The following is an 18,684-nucleotide window of genomic DNA, read 5'->3' on the forward strand; positions in this document are numbered from 1 at the left end:
AAGATTGTAAAGCTTCAGGCTTTTTATTCGGGCAGATCTACGGGAGGCAAATGCAGAAAGCTTGGTGGCATTCTCATCGGCTTAAATCCTAGTTATAAAGGATAAAAGCGGTTTTGGAGCTGCTTTTCATAAAACAGCTCCAAAACACAGCCTATACAATTCTTATCAAATGACGGGAAACTATTGGTTCACTAAAGAAAGCCCTTGCCCCTTGATTTCTGCTGCCTTCAACTTATAAGCCCTGCTGTTCTCAAGTTTGGAGAGGCCGGTGGAGACGAGCTCTACTTTGGTGAAATCTTCATTCGGGAAGAAGATATCCGTCATCACGGTAGTACCATCATTCGCGAATACCTCTACGGAAGCGACATCCAGCAAGAGGTGTAGTTTGAGCTTGCCGTTTTCCAAGGTTACCGGAGCAGTATGTCTCCCCGGGAAATCGGTTTTAAACGTAGTCTTGCCAGCTTTGGTACGGTCAATGAACAGCTCATTATCAGCTGCGGAATACCCTATTTCTACCTGCTCGCCTTTGGCATTGGAGAACCTCACCACGGTCTGTTGCGCCTGATTCACGTCCAGGTTCAGGTCCAGTTCCAGCAAGGGAGTGTTCAGATTATACTTACTGCTCAGATCAAGCGTACCGTTGATGTCCTCGGGTTTGAGGGCAATAGAACCGGTTCTAAGTTTCTGAAGCTCCTTCACCGGGGTACTCACTAGCTTAATGCCCTCTTTTGTTTGCCGCAGGGTGAGTTCACGAGGAACTGTGGTAGCACTCCGCCACGAGGCGGTAGGCACTTCATTGGCGTACAGCCAATTGCTCATCCATCCCAGGAACAAACGTCTACCATCCGTTTTCGGGATGTTGGCCCAGGTGACACCGGCATAGTTATCGGTGCCATAGTCTATCCAGAAACCTTCCACTCTAGGGGTAGCTGGTTGCACAGAAAGAAGGATCTGGTCTACCAGAATATGCCCCCAGCCACCTTTCACATTGTCCACAATCTCTATCCTCCCTTTTTTGCCTTTTAAGGCTTTGGTATCCATGGCTACCCAATTCAGGCTTTCGCTGTTGTTGCCGGTTACGCTCTTTACCAGCTCATTGCCAACAAACAGATTAACGGCTGTGCCCCGGGAGTGCTTCCCTCCTCCTACCAACAGGTTGATGTAGTCAGAATCAATGGTGAATTCGGGAGAGGTCAGTTTACCGGTGCCCTGATCCCCGTTCTGGTAGCTGTTGACTACCCCGCTCCCTTCAAAGCCACTTACCTTCTGCTGATTCGCCAAGGCTCCGGTGGCGGGCGCACTGCCAAAAGCATCCCCTTCTACCTTCCAAGTACCATAAGTTCCTCCTTCAAAGCCGGAAAGCAGTTTTCCGTTCGGCACGCTTCTACCACTGGTGAGTGCTTGTTCAAACTGCTTATCCAGGATAAACCGGGTTCCGTCAAAGTCTCCCACAAAATACTGGGTGGCAGAACCGCCGTTTGGCCCACCAGGATTGATGCTCACCAACAGTACCCACTTTTCCTGCCCGTTTACCTGAAGCGGGAACAGATCCGGGCACTCCCACACTCCACCGTGCGCTCCAATGGCTTGCCCGAACTCACTTAGCTTAGACCAGTCCTTCAGGTTCTTGGAGCCGTAGAACTCAATATGATCCAGAACGGCCAGGGTCATCACCCACTGCCCCGCTTTCTCGTTCCAGGCCACCTTAGGGTCCCTGAAATCGCGGATACCCGGGTTTTTCAGCACCGGGTTCTGCTCGTACTTCTTCCAAGTGCGACCGTTGTCCAGGCTGTAGGCAATCCCTTGCGTTTGGAAATCATTTCTACCGCCTTTCTCTAGTTTTTCATTGTGGTAAGTAAAGATGGCTACCATGGGCGGGTTCTCTTTGGTACCCAACCCCGAGGTGTTGTTCACGTCCACCACCGCGCTGCCCGAGAAAATGGTCCCGTTTTCATCTGGGTATAACGCGATGGGCAAATGCTCCCAGTTCACCATGTCTTTGCTGACAGCGTGGCCCCAGTGCATGGGTCCCCAGGTTGTGCCGCCGGGGTGGTGCTGGTAGAACAGGTGGTACTCGCCTTTGTGGTACACCATGCCGTTGGGGTCGTTCATCCATTTGGCCGGCGGCGTGAAATGGTATTGCGGGCGGTGTTGTTCTTGGGAAACTGCTACTGCCTGATCAGTATTCTTGATAGTTGCACAGCTAACTGCGAGAAAAGCGCCAGCTGCTAAAGCAGGAATTGAGATTTTTTTCATGGTTTTAATGTCTATGAGCAATGATTTTATCGCCTCATTTCCGGGCCGATTTGTAGAAATCAGCCCGGAAATAGTTCGTCTAACACAAGTGTAGTTGTGTGTCTATTTCTGAGAGCTTTGAAGTTTTACCTCAGAGAAAGTAGCTTGCGTACCGGTAGCCGTGATGCCCCAAGCCTTACCTTGTAAGCCATAAATCCGATTACTCAAGGCTGCTTTGCCATTCAGGTACACTACGCACACTGAACCATCCACCACCACAGCTACATCATAAGTTGTACCGGTTTGTAAGGTAACCGGTACCCGGGAAATGAGCTGTTCATTGGTGCCCGAGACCTGATATGCCGCTATTCTGCCATTGCCGGGTTCTACCACAACTTTGTAGTACTGCTGGATTACATTATCAGAATTGAACACAAAACCAGCCGCTCCAGAAGCTGCGGCAATATTTAGCTTGGCGGTAATCTTTCTTGTTCCGGTTAATGGGCTGAAGAGGTTGAAAGCGGCAGAAGGAGATCCATTTAACTGATAGGTAGCACCAGTCACAGTCACAGAACCAACGGTGTTTTTCACCTGCAAAGGTATTTCTTTGGTGAACAGGTTAGCCACATTTTCGGGGACTTTGACTCCCAAGGTGCCGTCGGCTGCCTGGGTCAGCTCATGTGTGACCATGTTTCCCGCCCATTCTTTGTTACCTGTATCGGTTTCAGGCATTCTTCTGGCGGTCCAGCCAAATAGGTAGCGTTTGTTGCCATCAGAAGCGGTTTTAGCGGCATAAAAGAACTGGCCGTCCAGCATGTCATGGGTGGGCTTCACCCAAGGTCCCTCAGAGGAGGTGGCCATCCGGTACCGGGTGCCGGTCATGCCACTCCAGTTTTCTGAGAAAAACAGGTACCAGTAATTGCCCATCTTGAACACATCGGCACACTCCAGCATCAGGAAGTTCTCTTCAGGAGTGGTTGTGTAAAGCGGCCCCCGGGAAGTCCAGTTATTTGAGGCGGGGTCTTGGGTAGTGAAAAGCAACACCACGGCCTTGCGGGCGCTGGTTTGAGTACTCACCAGCATCCAGTACTCATTTTTCTCTGAGTTGAAGAAGACCTGAGGGTCCCGGAAATCAAAGTCATAGTAGCCCGCCGGGGCAGTCAGCTTGAAAGTAGTGTTCTTGGTCCAGGTTTTTAAGTCCTGGCTGGTAGCATAAAGCACGCTCTCCCTCGGGTTTCCATGGGTAAAAGCAGTATTGCCATTATGCCCGGTATAGTACATGTAGTACGTATTGCCCACTTTCACCGTGGAACCCGTGCCTATGGCAAAATCCGGCTGATTGGCGGTACCGTATGGAATCATCCTACCCGCGTAGGAGAAGTCTACCAGGTTAGAAGTCTCAAACTTGTGGATGTCATGGAAACCCTGGCCGGCAGGCTTGTTCTGGGCATCATGCAAAAAGAAAACATGAAATTTGCCATTGTCATAGTAAGGCATGATGTCTCCTACCCAACCGGTGGTGTTGTAAGGATTGGTAGTGCCCATCCAACCGGCGGGTGGTTGGGGGTAAACCGTTACCTCTTTTGTTTCCCCGCCTGTTCTCGGGTCAACGGGAACTGGGTCATCATTGCTCCCACAAGCCGTTACCCCAACAAATACCAGGGCCTTAATCATGGTGCTTATCTTCATAATTGTACTAGTTTGTTCAATCTTACCTGATTGCTGAGATTCAATTAGCTACCAGGGTGTTATTTGTTTTTTACATTGAAAAAGAACCATACTGTTTTAAGTCCATTTTCTATGAATTGAAAGAAAATCGTTTGGTAGGAGCCCGCGAAGCTGGTTTGCGGCCTCTTTTTGAAAAGAAAGCTTAAAACAGCTTCGGACTGCCCACGTTCTGTTACTCTGCCAGGTATTTAATGGAGTTCTCCGTCAAACGCTCAATGTTGGATCTGAAGGCATTGGCCTGGCTAGGGGTACCGTTTGCGTCTGGCTCATTGAACCAGTCATATGCCCCAAAGACAATCACCACCACATTTCCGTCTGATGTTCCGTTGCCGGGGAACTCGGCAATGCCCACTCGGCCATTCAACTGGTCATCCCATGCCTCACTGGCCAGGTTCACACCACCCGTCTGCTGTCTCCAACCCGCTCCGTTGCCATAGCCACCCCATTCGGGCAGGAACCACCACGCCACGTGGTTTAACCTAAAGGTACCTTTCTCTAACAGATAAGCTTTGCCAGTTTCATAGGTCTGCAATCCGGCAAAGATGGGATGATCTTCATGCCCTTTGAAGGAAATGCCCCAGGAACTGTTCTGGTCTACAAACCCGGCCGGCGGGAAATCCCCGAACACGTTATTGGGTCCTTTGCCTTGTGGGATCACGTTCAGAGTTTCCAAGTAACGGGCGGCAAACGTGGTCAGCAACAGGTTTCCACCGGCGGCCCGGTAGTTTTTCAATGCGTTCACGGCTTTTGCTTCCAAGGCCACCCCGGGCAATTCCATGGCGGCATCATGGTGCCACCAGATGACATCAAACTGGTTGAGGTCTCTTCCGCCAATTATTTCATCAAAGGAGAGGTATGCCGCGTCTGAGAACTTGGAGAAAAGCCAGTCTGCCGCAGCCTTCTCATCGGGGTTGGTAAGGGCACCTCTATTGGCGGCTACCCCCAGAAAAGCAACGTTCAGCCCAACGGTCTGCAAGCTAACGGTCACGGTGTATTCTTCGCTGCGGTTGCCGGCGGTAATGGTGTAGACTTTAGGCGAGGAGAAATCCTGAGGCGCACCTGATGCAGGGTTGATGGAAACACCTGTTGATACCTCAATCTCCGGCGTGAGCGCCGACACGTTGGTACCCGAAGGCAGCACCACCGAAATGGTTTTATTGGCGTGGTCAATGGCTCCCTCAACCCCATTCAAGGCAAACCTTAGGATAGGCTGCAGAATCTGTACCCGCACCTTGTATTTCTTGTACAAGTTACCGTTCACTACTGTGTATTCCACCTCCTGACCGAAATTGGTAGGCGTAGTAATTGCCGGGCTGATAGTGGCGCCTGCCGGTAACTCCACCGTTGGGGTTACCGCCGATACATTACTGTTGTAAGGCAGCGAAAAAACAATAGCCCCTGATTTCTGGTCAATGGTACCGTTCACCCCATTTATCTGAAAAGAGGCAATCTGTACCGGAGCACTTAAGACGAAGTCGGGGTTTTCATTATCCTCCTCACAGGAGAACAATACAAAGAGCATGGCAAAGGCCAGGCTTGCCAGATACCTGTAGGTACAGATGGTAGAAGCTTTTATCATAAACATGTCTCCTTAGTTTCTTTTAGGTTTACAAGAAAGTTTTTCTGAATTGGTCATTATGGTTTGGAAGTGATTGCCCAGATAGAGGACAACTCCCATGCTTTAAGGTCCAGCACTGTCACTTTGCCGTTTTCTGCAAACAACTCTATTCCGGTTTGCGATTCTGCCGGGAAGGTGAGCGCGCTGACCACTACTTCCCCTTGGTTCGTGAAAATTTCCACTGATGATTGATCCACCAATATGTGTAGCCGGAGCTGATGATGGATTGGGATAACTGGCGCTTGCCACTTGAGCGGAAACTTCTGATTGAACTCCTGGTTAGAGGCAAAATCAGTACAGTTGGTTCTGTCAACTGTGAGGCTGGAGGTAGTGGGATTGTATTGTACCACCAGTTTCCGGTCCTCTCCTACCAGCAGATTCAACCCGAAGGTGGCGGAGGTTCTGGTATCAAATGTCACCTCCAGTTCATAGGTGTTTTTAGCAGGCTTGAACTCCTTCATCTCAGCTGTGCCACTGATCTCCCGGTTAGAGAATTGGTGCAGGGCCTTGCGGAGCTTCTGCAACTCTGGAATGGGTTGTTGCACCATTCTTATCCCGCTGCCCTGTTTTATCAAAGCAAGTTCACGCGGAACAGATTCAAACCCTTTGCCCCAGGTGGTGGGTACATCTCTTGCGTAATCCCAGTTGCCCAGCCAACCCAGCATGGTGGTACGCTTACTCTTCTGATCAATGTCGCGCCAGGTTCTGGCGGCGTAAAAATCGGGGCCGTAGTCTAACCACAGAGCGTGTTCCAGGTTCTGATTCATCAGCACATCTGAAAACAGAATGTGGTCCACTGATATGTAGTCCCATTTGCCGCCTGTCACCTCGTCAACCAATTGGATGGACGCTTTTTTTCCCTTGAATTCGCTTACGTCCCAGCCTTTCCATTTAAAGACAGAGCTGTTATCTGCGGTGGTAGTTCTTACCGTTTTACCATCTACCAGCAAGTTTATGGAAGCCTTTTCAGGGTGATTTCCACCTGCAATCAGGAAATTAATGGCACTCTCGCGGATAGTAAAAGCGGGTGAAGTAAGGGTTCCTACCCCTTCTCCAGATTTTTTGAACGAAGAAGCAAACCCATTTCCCAGATGCACCACTGAATCCAGGTTTGTTGGTTGAGTATTGAATGCCGTGCCAGATTGCTTCCAGTTCTTTAGGGCCGTTTCATCAAAACCAGCAAATAATCGCCCTGGCAAACCTTTTCCTTGGCGTAGGTATGCCGTGGTTTCTTCGTCTGCTTTAAAGGTTTTTCCGTCAAAAGACCCTAGAAAATACTGCACCCGGTTGGGTCCTCGTCCTATGAGCAATACCCACTTTTTCTGCTTGGCATTGCCTTCTACGGGAAGTTCAAACAGGTCTGGGCACTCCCAAAATGCACTTTGGGCGCCTAAGCCCGCAAATTCACTCAGATAATTCCAGTGTTTGAGGTCTTTTGAGTCATAGAGATGGATTTTTTGCGCATCCGGCAACACCACGGCCATCACCCATTTCTGCTCCGGCTCATACCAAAACACCTGCGGATCTCTGAAGAACACTTTCTTGATATCCAGCACGGGGTTGTGTTGGTAATAGTGGAAGTAGATTCCATCATTGCTCACTGAGAGGGCCTGGGTTTCTGGTAGGGAATCGCCGGGCAAATGCCGGGTGTACACCGCTATCATGCTTTTGGCCCCAAACCCCGAGGTGTTGTTCTTGTCCACCACCACAGACCCGGAGAAGTAAGAGAAGGAACCATCATCGCCTTTCATGGGGTAAGGCAGTTCTTTCCAGTACACCAGATCCTCGGAGACGGCATGCCCCCACCAGAACAGATGGTACTTGCCTTCGGTGAAGATCAGTCCGTCTGGGTCTCCTATCCAGCCTTTCTGCGGACTGAAATGGAACTGGGGCCGGTATTTCTCCTGGTACTGTGCCTGAGTCATAAACCCGCACAGCAGCATCAGGGACAAGAAACACAAACGCAGTAGTTTTCCTTTACCTCTCATTTTAAGTTCTATTCTTGACGGCTTGAACCTGTTTTGGACGCGTTTTCCTGAAAGCGGCACCAAATCACAGCGGATGGATGATTCAGAGCGCATGATGTACTTGGTGGATGTTTTCTGTTTCTGTCCTAGTTTTGAACAATCAGACCAGAAACAGAAAACATAGGCTTCTCAAATTGTAGCTCACGCCACCTCAGAATCAATACCCTGGATTCTGGACATAGCGGTTCTCGCTCCAAAAGATTTGGTTCTGCGGGATGGGCAGGTATTCATGCTTGCCTTTGGTGAAGAAACCGTCTTTGTAGAACTCCCGCCGGGTTTTCTCCACGGTGAGGTAGCTGTTCATCACCTGGTCTGCCACGCCCCAGCGCACTAAGTCAAAGAACCGACTGCCTTCCAAGGCCATCTCCAGGCGGCGCTCAAACCTGAGTGCCTGGCGCGCATTTTCCTGGCTCCAATCTATGTTTACACCCGCTTCATAGGGTCGCACCAAATATTTGGCAGTGAAGGCGCCCTCCTCATTTTTCAACCTGGCTGTACTGGTGGCCGCACGGGCCCGGATTTGGTTGATCAGCGGCAAGGCTTCATTATGCCGGCCCAACTCTATGAGGGCCTCTGCTTTGAATAAAAGAACATCGGCGTAGCGCAGCACAATTCTGGGCTTGGTGTTGCCGTAAAAGGGATCCACGTTGGTAAACCCCGGATCAGTTGGCGACACGTTCTCTTTCATTGAGTTGTAGTAGCCATAGATCTGCGGCGTACGGCTCCAGCTCTCAGTAAACACCCGGGTAGGCTCGTATTTCCAGGGATTGCCGGGGCGCGCCACGGTATGATCTAACCTTGGGTCTACCGTGTTCTGCCCGAAATCTACGTTGGTTTGGTTGTAGGTTTCCAAAAGCGGTACACCCGCCTCATTGGTCCGGTAGGCATTGACCAGGTTCTGAGAGGGTTTCTGGAAATCACAGCAGCCCAGCCCCTGCGGCACGGTCAGCATGTCGCCCCAATTCAACCGGCCATTGGCGGTACCATCGCCTTTGGAGAACTGTACCGCAAAGATGGACTCTACGCCATTTTCATAAGACCCGGTAAGAAAGTTATTAGCAAAGTCTGGCTGTAGACTGTACTTGGAGGCAATTACTTTATCAGCGGCCTCAATCACCTGCTGCAGACGCTGTTGGTTGATGTTCACCACGGCGTGCTGCTCATTCTGCTCATAAGCCTGGTACAGCCTGGTTTTAGCAAGATAAGCGTAAGCCGCCGTTTGGTTGGCACGGCCTATCTCGGGTTGGGTAGCGGGCAGATTAGCTGCCGCGAACTCAAAGTCCTGAGCAATTTTTTCCCACAGTTGGTCACTGGTCAGCTCTACATTGGTGATGTACTTGTACTGGTCGGCGGGTACATTTTCATCCATGTAGGGAATGCGGTTGAACAAGATTTTCAGCTGGAAGTAGTAGTGCGCCCGCAGAAATCTCAACTCAGCTTTCCGAACATTCAGCAGCGGGAATTGCTCCTGGGTCATAGTGTTCAGAATCCTGAGCCCTTCATTGGTACGCCGTACGCCCACGTATTGCTGGAACCACATTCCATCCAGTTCCCACATGTCTGGCCGGGTGTTCACAAAGGTTTCCATAAAGTGGAAGCCCTGCCCGTCGCCCGGGTCTCTCCCGCCCTTGTAGGCATCATCTGCCCGCACGTTCCCGTATTGCCAAAGGCTGTTCCCCCGGTTAATCTCGTCGTTTCCCAGATGCGAGTAAGCCGCAATCACAAAGCCTTCGGCCTGCTCCGGGTTACTGATCTGCCCTTCGTTCAACACCCCGCGCGGATTGACATCCAATTTATCTTCGCAAGCGGAAATGCTTATCAATGTTCCTACTAATAGGACTGCTATCTTTTTCATAGAAATTCTTTCTAAGTGAGGGTTAGAATCTAACATTAAGACCTGTCGTCAACACCGTAGGGTTTGGGTAGCCAAAGCCTGGGTTTTCAGGATCAACCCCGGTAAACGATTTGCTTTTGAGCAGAATGCCTAAGTTGTCTCCGCCCACATATACTCTCAGCGACTGAACCCGGGCTTTTTGCAACAGCGCACCGCTGAAGGTGTACCCCGCCTGGGCATTTCTTAACTTGAGGTAAGAGCCGTTTTCCACGTAGTAGGTAGAGAAGCGGGCTTCCCAGTTGGCATCTGTTAAGGCAATGGCCGGTATGTCTGAGTTAGGATTAGAAGGTGACCAGGCACCCAGCAGCCGTTCTCCTTTGTTGGAACCGGTTTCAGAGACACTCCAGAAATCTGTGGAGTATTTAAAGTCGTTCACTACGTCAATCCCGGCCACGCCCTGCAACAGGAAAGAGAAGTCAAAGCCTTTGTAGGCCAGGGAAGCATTGAAGCCGTAGGTGTAATCTGGGTGCGGGGAGCCAATCCAGGTGCGGTCAAAATCATTGATTACCCCGTCCTCGTTCAGGTCCCTGTACCGGATCCGGCCTAAGCCTTTCCCGTTCTGGGCTGCATGAGCATCCAGTTCCTCCTGGCTGCGGAACAATCCATCTGCCACATACCCGAAGAAGGAGTTGATAGGTCTGCCCAGGATGTTCTGGCCTCTTCCGTCACCGCCATAGGCATTCACTACTTCGGCCGGGAGTTCCGTTACTTTGTTGCGGTAGGTGCTGATGTTGGCATTGATATCCAGAGAGAGGTCATTCCCGATATTGGTGCGGTTTCCCAAAGACAACTCAAAACCTTTGTTCTCCATGGAGGCCCCGTTCACCCATTGGTTTCCGCCTTCGCCCAAGGTACCTATGTAAGGAGGCAGCAACAAAATATCAGAAGTTTTCCGGATGTAGTATTCTGCGCTTCCGTAGAACCGTTGGTTCAGGATTTCAAAGTCAAGACCAAAGTTGGTCATGGTGCTTGCTTCCCATTTCAGGTTAGGGTTGGCGTTCTGCCGGAGCACAAAACCCGAGGGCAACACCCCGCTTTTTCTCCCGGAAATGTCATATGAGGTATTGGCGTAATCTGTGTAATAGAGGTTGAAAATAGCGTTGTTGTTGATTTCCTGGTTACCGGTCTTACCCCAGCCAAACCTCAGTTTCAAGTCATCAAAGAACGTGGTGTTGTTCTTGATAAAGCTTTCCTCGCTTAACCGCCACCCCAGGGAGAAAGCTGGGAACGTTCCAAACCGGTTGTTCTGCCCAAAGCGGGAGGAACCATCTCTCCGCACCGTTACCGACGCCAGGTATTTGTCTTTGAACGAGTAGCTGGCCTTCCCGAAGTAAGAGAACAGCACGTGTTTGGCCCCGCTGCCGCCATTGTCTTTGTCGCCTACCCCGGCATCCAGGTACATGAAATCATCATCTTCCACCACAAATCCTTCTCTTGATGCCCAGAAAGAATTTGAATTGTCTACATAGTATTCTGTACCCACCACGGCATCTACCCGGTGGTCTCCGGCCGCATAGCTATAGTTAAGGGTGTTACTCCAGGTAGTCTTGATACTGTGGCTCTGGTTTGTTTCTAACCTGTTTTCTGGGTTGTTCAGGTACCCGGAAACATATCTTTTGCGGTATCTCCGGTGAGAATAGTTGCCGTAATCAATCCCTACATTGGTCCTGAACACCAATCCTTCCACCAGCTTTACATCGGCAAAGAAGTTACCAAACAGGCGCAGGAAATCATACCCGTTCTGCTTGTTGTCTTCAATTACCCGCACCGGGTTCTGCCGGTCATTCATCCCCCCAACGGGTCCTCCCCAGCCTCTGCCATCTTCGGTTCTTACGGGTACCAGGGGAAGTGCCTGCATGGCTTCATTCATGGGGTTTGCCCCTACTTCCTTGGTCTTGGTTAAGCTCAGGTTCTGCCCAACGGTTACCCGGTCTTTGAAGAAACGGTAATCTGAATTCAGGCGAGCTGATAACCGATTGAACTCTGAGGTTTTGATGACTCCTTGGTTGTCAAAATAGCCCAGGGACAAAAGGTAGCTTCCGTTTTCAGTACCGTTAGAGAGGGACACATCATAGTTTTGGATAACTCCCGTGCGGGAAATCTCATCGAACCAATCGGTGTTGGAGGCACGCATGGTGCGGGCCGCATCTAAATATTCAGGAACCAGGACTTTGTTCAGAACCGGGGTTCCTGTTTGAGGGTCAACACCCCAGTCAAACAAATATTGTACACTGTTGCTGTTAGGATCACTGCCGTTGTTAATGTGCGCCTGCCATAAAGCCCTTCCGTACCCTTCCGTATCTAACATTTTAGTTCGGTTAGTATAGCGGGATACAGAAGAATACACATTGGCACTTAGCTGCGTCTGCCCGGCTTTTCCTCTTTTAGTGGTGATGATGATGACACCATTGGCAGCCCGTGACCCGTAGATACTGGCGGCAGAGGCATCCTTTAACACTTGCAAGGATTCAATATCGGCTGGGTTTAACTCATGCATTCCGGCCTTGGTAGGCACCCCATCTATGATGTAAAGCGGATCATTGTTGTTTAGAGTACCAATCCCTCTGATCCTTACAGTAGCGGGGGCACTGGGTGAACCGTTCCCGGTCACTACCATTCCTGCTACTTGCCCCTGCAGGGCCTTGATGGGGTTTGCTACGGCTTGCTTCTTCATCTCATCGGTATCCACCACAGACACAGCACCGGTTAAATCCTTCTTCCGTTCGGTTTGGTACCCTGTCACTACTACTTCATCCAACACCTTGGTATCAGGTTGCAATCTCACCTGGAGGGTACTTCTGCCTCCCACCGACACCTCCTGGGGAAGAAAACCGATGTAGGTAATTACCAAAGTGGCCTCACCGGAGGCTCTCAGGGAGAACTTACCCTCTACATCGGTAGTAGCACCAATGGTAGTGCCTTTCACCACCACCGAAACACCTATCAAGGGTTCGTTTTTATCGAAAGAAACCACTTGCCCTGTGATTTCTCCGGTGTTTTGCCCCTGCACGGCCTGCGCTAGGCAAAGCAAGACAAGGAGTAGGTGTAAAATTTTTTTCATGTGCTTTTGTCTGTCTGTTAAGGATGAAGAATAGAATTCTTATTGGAAGGATTAAGCGACGCAGGGGTAATCTCCTTGGGTACATAAGCCGGGGTAGCCCCTCGCTGCGTGGCCAGGAATGCCCCAATCAGGCAGGCTCTCTCCAGGGTATGCTCCAGTGGCTTTTTTTGGAGGTAGTTGGTGAGGAACGTAGCCAGGAAGGCATCACCGCTGCCAATGGTATCTTCTACTTCCACTTGAAATCCTTCATGTTCAAAGTAGCCGGTCTCATTCAGGGCGGCAGCGCCTTTGTCACCGCGGGTCACAATCACCAGTTCCAGGTTAAAGCGGTCCTTGAGGAAATGCATCTGTTGTTTTGGGTCTCCCTCTGCTCCCAGCCACTCGCAGATCTCCGCCAGTTCCTGGTGGTTCATTTTCACTATGTCGGCAAATTCCAGCAGGGTCAAGACCCGCTCTGGGGTGTAGTGCGGCGGCCGAAGGTTCACGTCAAAGATTTTGAGGTTTGCCAACGGCAGGTACTGGAACAAAGTCTCCTGTGAGGTGGTATTGCGTGCTACCAGGCTACCGTAAATGAAGACATCGCTCTGGGAAATCAACTCGGCGGTTCTCTCTTCAAACTGGATGTAGTCCCAGGCAACCGGTTCCACAATCTTGTAGGTGACCTCGTTGCGGTCCGATATGTTGGCCTTTACCACGCCGGTGAGGTGGGTTTGGCCGGTTTGTATCCAATCGGTATTGACTTCCTGTTCCTTCAGGAAAGAAACCAGTTCTTTTCCCAAGTCATCGTTGCCCACCCTACTCACCACCGCGGGATCAAATCCGTTGCGGCGCAGGTGAATGGCCACGTTCATAGGGGCTCCGCCGGGCAGTTTTCCGCTGGGCAGGATGTCCCACAAGGTTTCTCCGAAACAAACTATCTTATGCTGCATAAAGGGTTTTGGCTTAGTGGAAGACAACACTTTTTTCAATTTTCTCCAGGGAGGTTCCTTTAGTCTCTGGCATCAGGCGCCACACAAACAGCAGTTGCAGCACCATCATGCCGGTAAAGATCATGAAGGTATTGCCCCCGCCCAGCGTCTCAGCGATGTAAGGGAAGCTGAAAGCGATGGCGGCGGCCATGATCCAGTGGGTGAAGCTGCCCAGAGCCTGGCCTGACGCTCTCACCTGATTTGGGAAGATTTCTGAAATAAACACCCAGATCACCGCTCCCTGGGAGAAGGCGAAGAAGGCGATGTACACGAACAGGTAAATAGGAACCGCTAGGCTGTTGAACTCCTCCAAATAGAAGGCTTTTGCCACCAGGCCCAGCGTCACGATCAAACCTAAGGACCCGATGAACATCAAGGTACGACGCCCAAAACGGTCAATCACGTTCATGGCAAGCAGGGTGAACAGGAAGTTGACCAAGCCTATTCCGGCCGAGGAAAGCAACGCTGATTCCTGACCGAGGCCTACCATCTCAAAAATGCGCGGAGCGTAATAGATGATGGCGTTGATGCCCGATACCTGGTTGAAAAAGGCAAATAATACCGCCAACGTAATAGGCAAAGAGTGTTTTCTGGAGAACAAAGCAGGCTTTTTGCCGTCATCGTCACGCTCCTGGGCAGACAGCAGAATGTCGGTGACCATTTGGTTGATATTGGCTTCTGGGTTGGCAATCTGCAGGGTTCTTTTGGCTTCCTCGGCTCTACCCGCTCTTTTGAGCAGTAACCATCTCGGGCTCTCAGGCACCATTAAAACTGTCACCAGGAAAATGAGGGAAGGTACGGTCTGTATTCCCAGCATCCAGCGCCAGTCATGCTCGCCCATGCCGGCAAAAAGGTAGTTGGAAAGATAGGCTACCAGAATCCCGAACACGATGTTGAACTGGAACAAGGCCACCAGTTTGCCCCTTGATTTAGCCGGCGAGATCTCTGATATATATAAGGGAGCAGTTACGGACGAAACCCCAACCCCAATACCGCCCAGAAAACGGAAGATGAGAAAGGTGTACCAATCCGGGGCCAGGGCGGTCCCCAGGGAAGATAATAAGTACAGCACCGCAATTCCGAACAAGGTGTTCTTGCGCCCGAACTTGTCTGAGGGAATACCGCCGGTCAGCGAACCCAGCACTGTTCCAATGAGGGCAATGGCTACGGTGAGGCCATGCTCAAATACGGTTAATTGCCACAGTTTCTGGATGGCCTTCTCAGCACCAGAGATTACCGCAGTATCAAACCCGAATAAGAATCCGCCCAGCGCAACCACGATGGACCAGAAGAATACTTTTTTGCTAGCCATGAATCTTGAATGTTTTTCTCAAAGGTATCTACCTCCAGAACCACTCAATTTCACTTGTTTTTCAAAAAGCACTCATTTTGATACCTGCTAAGATTTGCTTAATAAATAATTGATTATCAGCTAATTGATATTCATAAATCTTTACCTGTTCTTTCACAATTGTAACCGGTGTTACATTTTTGATACATTTTCTAAAGGTTAGCTTAAGAGGCAAAATCATGTTTGCTCGTTTTTGCTCTGTTTTTTGAAAAACAGACAGAAAGCGAAACCATATCTAAACCCATTTTAGAAGTTCTTCAAAAAGACAGCTTTATATTCCCACTGCAGAACCTACTTTAAAATCCCAAACATACAGGGCTGATAACACAGGAAGCTTAGTTCTATAAGGGAAGTGAATGTTGTTTTAAGGCCTATTTCACAAAAGCGGGCTCAAAATGAAGTGGAAGCAATACCATTATTGCTTGAGTTTTAGGCTGTATATCAATGCGTTTGATTGTTTTTGGAAGAACCCACTTGTGACAAAAGACCGATGAACCCAGAACCTACCAGATCGCTTTAGAAACGTAAGTTTGGAGTTGCTACAGCAGATGCAGGGGAAAGCATATTATAGATGATGGGCATCATCCATCACTTCAGTTCCTGCGAAAGCAAAGAACCCCATTTATAGGCTGTTTTCTAAAAAACAATCTATAAACGGGGTGTCTGACAACTCAGTAAACTTACTTCTTATACAGTCTTCTTCTCCTTGCCAGGTTTGGAGGCTTTAAAATCTGAAGGGCTCATGTTGAAATGATTCTTGAACGCGGTGGAGAAATAGGCCGGCGACGAAAAGCCTACCTCATAGGCAATCTCGGAGATATTCATCTGGCTGTTCAGCAGCAGGTGCCGGGCTTTCTTCAGGCGGGAATTGACAATGTAATCATTGAGGGAGTAACCTAGGAGAGCCTTCATCTTACGGTACACGTGCACCCTAGACATGCCCAGGCCAGCCGCAATGTCATTGGCGCTCAGGTCTGGGTTCTGCAGGTTTTGCTCCACCAGGGCGGCTACCTCATTGATAAACTTCTTGTCTAACTGTTTAGGCTGGGACGTATGGACTTTGGTGTCAACTGCAATCGCGCTGTTGTAGTAGACCTTGAGCAGTTCGCGGTTTCTGATCAGGCCTTTTACCCGCTCCAGCAGATAGAGGTAACTGAAAGGCTTGGTCACATACAAATCGGCGCCGGCTTGGATGCCGTCAATTTTGTACTCAAGGCTGTCTTTGGCGGTGAGCAATATGACGGGAATGTGCGAGGTCCTGACATCAGTCTTGAGGGCAGCCGTGATTTCCAGCCCGTTCTTCTGCGGCAGGGTGACATCGCAGATGATAAGGTCTGGCACAAGGTCGAAGGCTTGTTGCAGGCCATAATTCCCCTGCGGAGCCTCTACCACATTGAAATCGGCCATGAGCCTGGAGGAAAGAAACTCCCGGAGCTCTTTGTTGTCTTCTATGACCAAAATGGTGTGCTCCTTGACCACTGAAGCATTTTCCGGGGCTGACTGACCGTTAAACAACTCCAGGTCAGCGTCTAACACGCCGGCCACCAGCGGGGCATTCTGTTCCGCTTTGGGGGTCTCCAGCACAATCTCCTCTTCTTTGAGGTGTTCTTTGCCTAACGGTAGGCTAAACGTAAAACGGGTTCCTTCCCGCTCTTTGCTTACCACCGAGATTTCACCATGGTGCAGTTTGATAAACTCTTTAGACAGAGCCAGTCCTAAGCCTGTTCCCAGGCTGGTATTGTCCTCGGCGGTGTAAAAACGGTCAAAGGCGTTGGCTACCTGAGCAGGAGTCATCCCTTTTCCGGTGTCTTCCACGGTGACCAGCACGTGGTTCCTGTCCTCAGACAACTCCAGCAGGATGGTGACTTTCCCGTTTTCCCTCGTGAATTTGAAAGAATTGGAAAGCAGATTGAACAGGACCTTGTCTACCTTGTCCTTATCGAAGTAGACGTTGATTTCCCTCAGCCGGGAGATTACCTTCAGTTGGATGTGGCGCTTGCGGGCCAGCCGTTCAAAAGACTGGGCAACCTCCTCCACAAACCTGACCAGATCAGATTCAGAGGCCTGCAAACGCATCTTCTTGCGCTCTACCTTCCTGAAATCCATCAGCTGGTTCACCAGTTTAAGCAGGCGCATGGCATTTTGCCTCACCAGGAGCATGTCTTTTTTCAGGCCCATGGGAATATTGCTTTGCAAAGCGTCTTCCACCGGACCCAGGATCAAAGTGAGGGGCGTGCGGAACTCATGCGATACATTTGTGAAAAACTTAAGTTTGGCTTCGTTGGCCTTCTCGGCTTTCTTGGCCATCTCGGCTATTTCATTGCGCTGCTCCAGGATCTCCCGGTTCTTGGCCATCAGGGCCCGGTTGGTTTCATGCCTCAACCGAAGGGAATACAAGGCATACGCCCCCAGCACTACCACACCGGTCAAACTGCCGATAAGGATATACAACAGCATGCGTTGGTTGTTATAGATCTTGATCTGCTCATTGATCTTGTGCTGCTGCCGGTTGATGTTCTCTTCCTGGCTCAGGATTTTGTTGGCCTGCTGCTTCATGATGTGCACATTACGCCCATCAATGACAGTAGTGTTCAGGATATTCTCTTTCTGGTAAGGCCGGTTATGCAGAATGTTGTAGGCCGATTGCATAATCTCCTCCCCTCCGGTAGGATAGAGGAACGTAGCATCTAAAATGCCATCTTCAATGAATTGGAGTCCACCGTTAGGCCCGGCAAGTCCATCAAAACCGGTGAACTTCAACTGCTGTTGGGCCGGATGCCCCTGCAGGCTTTCGTAAGCCCCTAACGCCATGACATCGTTATGGGCGAATACCAGATCAATTTGGGGTTGTTTCTGAAAAACGGCCGGAAAACGCTTTTTGGCGACTTCCTTCTCCCACTCGCCTTCCACCTCGGCCACCACTTGAATGTCTTGGAAATTCTTGGTAGCCTCCTGAAAGCCTCTATGGCGCTCCACCGCGGCCGATGTTCCTTTCAGCCCCCACACCTCAATGATCTTCCCTTTCCCGTTCAGCAGGTTGGCGATGTACTCACCAGCCAGTTTCCCGATCTGAAAATTATCGGCTCCCACGTAAGCACTATAGGAAGAAGAACTGATTTTGCGGTCTACCAGAATCACCGGAATTCCTTTTTCGAACGCCTCCTCCACTACCGGTGTGATGGGCTCAGCCTCATTGGGAGAGACAATAAGCAAATCAACCTTCTGGTCAATGAATTCACGGATGTGCTTTACCTGCTCTGCGTTGCTGTTCCGGGCGTCTTTGATTTGCAGGTCAAACTCTGGGTGGAAAGAAGCCTCGCGCAGCATTTCTTTGTGCATGGCTTTGCGCCAGGCATCTCCCTCGGTACACTGGGAAAAACCGATGGTAAACTCTTTGGTTTCCTCTGCCTGGTTACAGGAAACAAAAAGGGAGCTAACCAATAGAAAGAGTCCAAAAACCCACTTCTCAAATGCCTTCTCTTTCATGTAACCTGTGTTTGTGAATTTTTCAGTGGATAATAATCTGAATCCTTCAAAAAGTTTGTTCTCTCCCAAATAAATCTCAATAATATCACCTCTAAAGTACGCTCTTTTGCAGGATTTTCAAATTACTTCCTATAGACTGATCTTGCTAGTTAGGGATAGAATGATTTGGTAAGTGTCTCAACACTGGTTTTAATTGTTGCAAATACTCCTCCAAACTACATGATTATTGCCTACTGACAATTCTCTTCCGGTGGTTCAACTTCAACACTTTACAGCATCAATGAATGAAGTAAAGTAAAGGTATAAGAGTAAGCCA

10 protein-coding genes are annotated in these 18,684 nt (G+C 49.9%); all 10 read right to left on the minus strand.

Annotation, left to right across the window (positions count from 1 at the left end):
* Positions 1-180: 180 nt before the first annotated feature.
* Positions 181-2,256, minus strand: a complete 2,076-nt coding sequence (locus JT719_RS25435) for a glycoside hydrolase family 32 protein (protein ID WP_207434814.1) — start codon at positions 2,254-2,256, stop codon at positions 181-183.
* 102 nt (positions 2,257-2,358) lie between these two features.
* Entirely contained in the window at positions 2,359-3,924 is a 1,566-nt protein-coding gene (locus JT719_RS17320) for a glycoside hydrolase family 32 protein (RefSeq protein WP_207434816.1), read from the minus strand.
* A gap of 211 nt (positions 3,925-4,135) precedes the next feature.
* Positions 4,136-5,542 carry a DUF4960 domain-containing protein gene (locus JT719_RS17325; protein ID WP_207434818.1) on the minus strand — a complete coding sequence of 469 codons (1,407 nt, stop codon included), beginning with the start codon at positions 5,540-5,542 and terminating at the stop codon, positions 4,136-4,138.
* 56 nt (positions 5,543-5,598) lie between these two features.
* Entirely contained in the window at positions 5,599-7,506 is a 1,908-nt protein-coding gene (locus JT719_RS17330; protein WP_207434824.1) for a glycoside hydrolase family 32 protein, read from the minus strand.
* A 259-nt stretch (positions 7,507-7,765) separates the two neighbouring features.
* On the minus strand, positions 7,766-9,463 hold the full coding sequence (locus JT719_RS17335) for a RagB/SusD family nutrient uptake outer membrane protein (RefSeq protein ID WP_207434825.1): 1,698 nt from the start codon (positions 9,461-9,463) through the stop codon (positions 7,766-7,768).
* A gap of 22 nt (positions 9,464-9,485) precedes the next feature.
* Positions 9,486-12,563 carry a SusC/RagA family TonB-linked outer membrane protein gene (locus JT719_RS17340; protein WP_207434826.1) on the minus strand — a complete coding sequence of 1,026 codons (3,078 nt, stop codon included), beginning with the start codon at positions 12,561-12,563 and terminating at the stop codon, positions 9,486-9,488.
* 17 nt (positions 12,564-12,580) lie between these two features.
* Positions 12,581-13,492: a carbohydrate kinase family protein gene (locus JT719_RS17345; protein WP_207434827.1), complete on the minus strand. Its 912-nt coding sequence runs from the start codon at positions 13,490-13,492 to the stop codon at positions 12,581-12,583.
* 13 nt (positions 13,493-13,505) lie between these two features.
* A complete protein-coding gene (locus tag JT719_RS17350) occupies positions 13,506-14,843 on the minus strand; it encodes a sugar porter family MFS transporter (protein WP_207434828.1) in 1,338 nt (445 codons plus the stop codon).
* Positions 14,844-14,904: 61 nt separating this feature from the next.
* Positions 14,905-15,063, minus strand: coding sequence for a hypothetical protein (locus JT719_RS17355; RefSeq protein WP_207434829.1), 159 nt, complete (start codon positions 15,061-15,063; stop codon positions 14,905-14,907).
* Between the two features lie 506 nt (positions 15,064-15,569).
* Positions 15,570-18,368 (minus strand): hybrid sensor histidine kinase/response regulator transcription factor, encoded by a 2,799-nt coding sequence (locus JT719_RS17360; protein WP_207434830.1) that lies wholly within the window; start codon positions 18,366-18,368, stop codon positions 15,570-15,572.
* Positions 18,369-18,684 lie beyond the last annotated feature (316 nt).

This window comes from Sabulibacter ruber (assembly GCF_017355955.1).
Taxonomy (GTDB): domain Bacteria; phylum Bacteroidota; class Bacteroidia; order Cytophagales; family Hymenobacteraceae; genus Nibribacter; species Nibribacter ruber_A.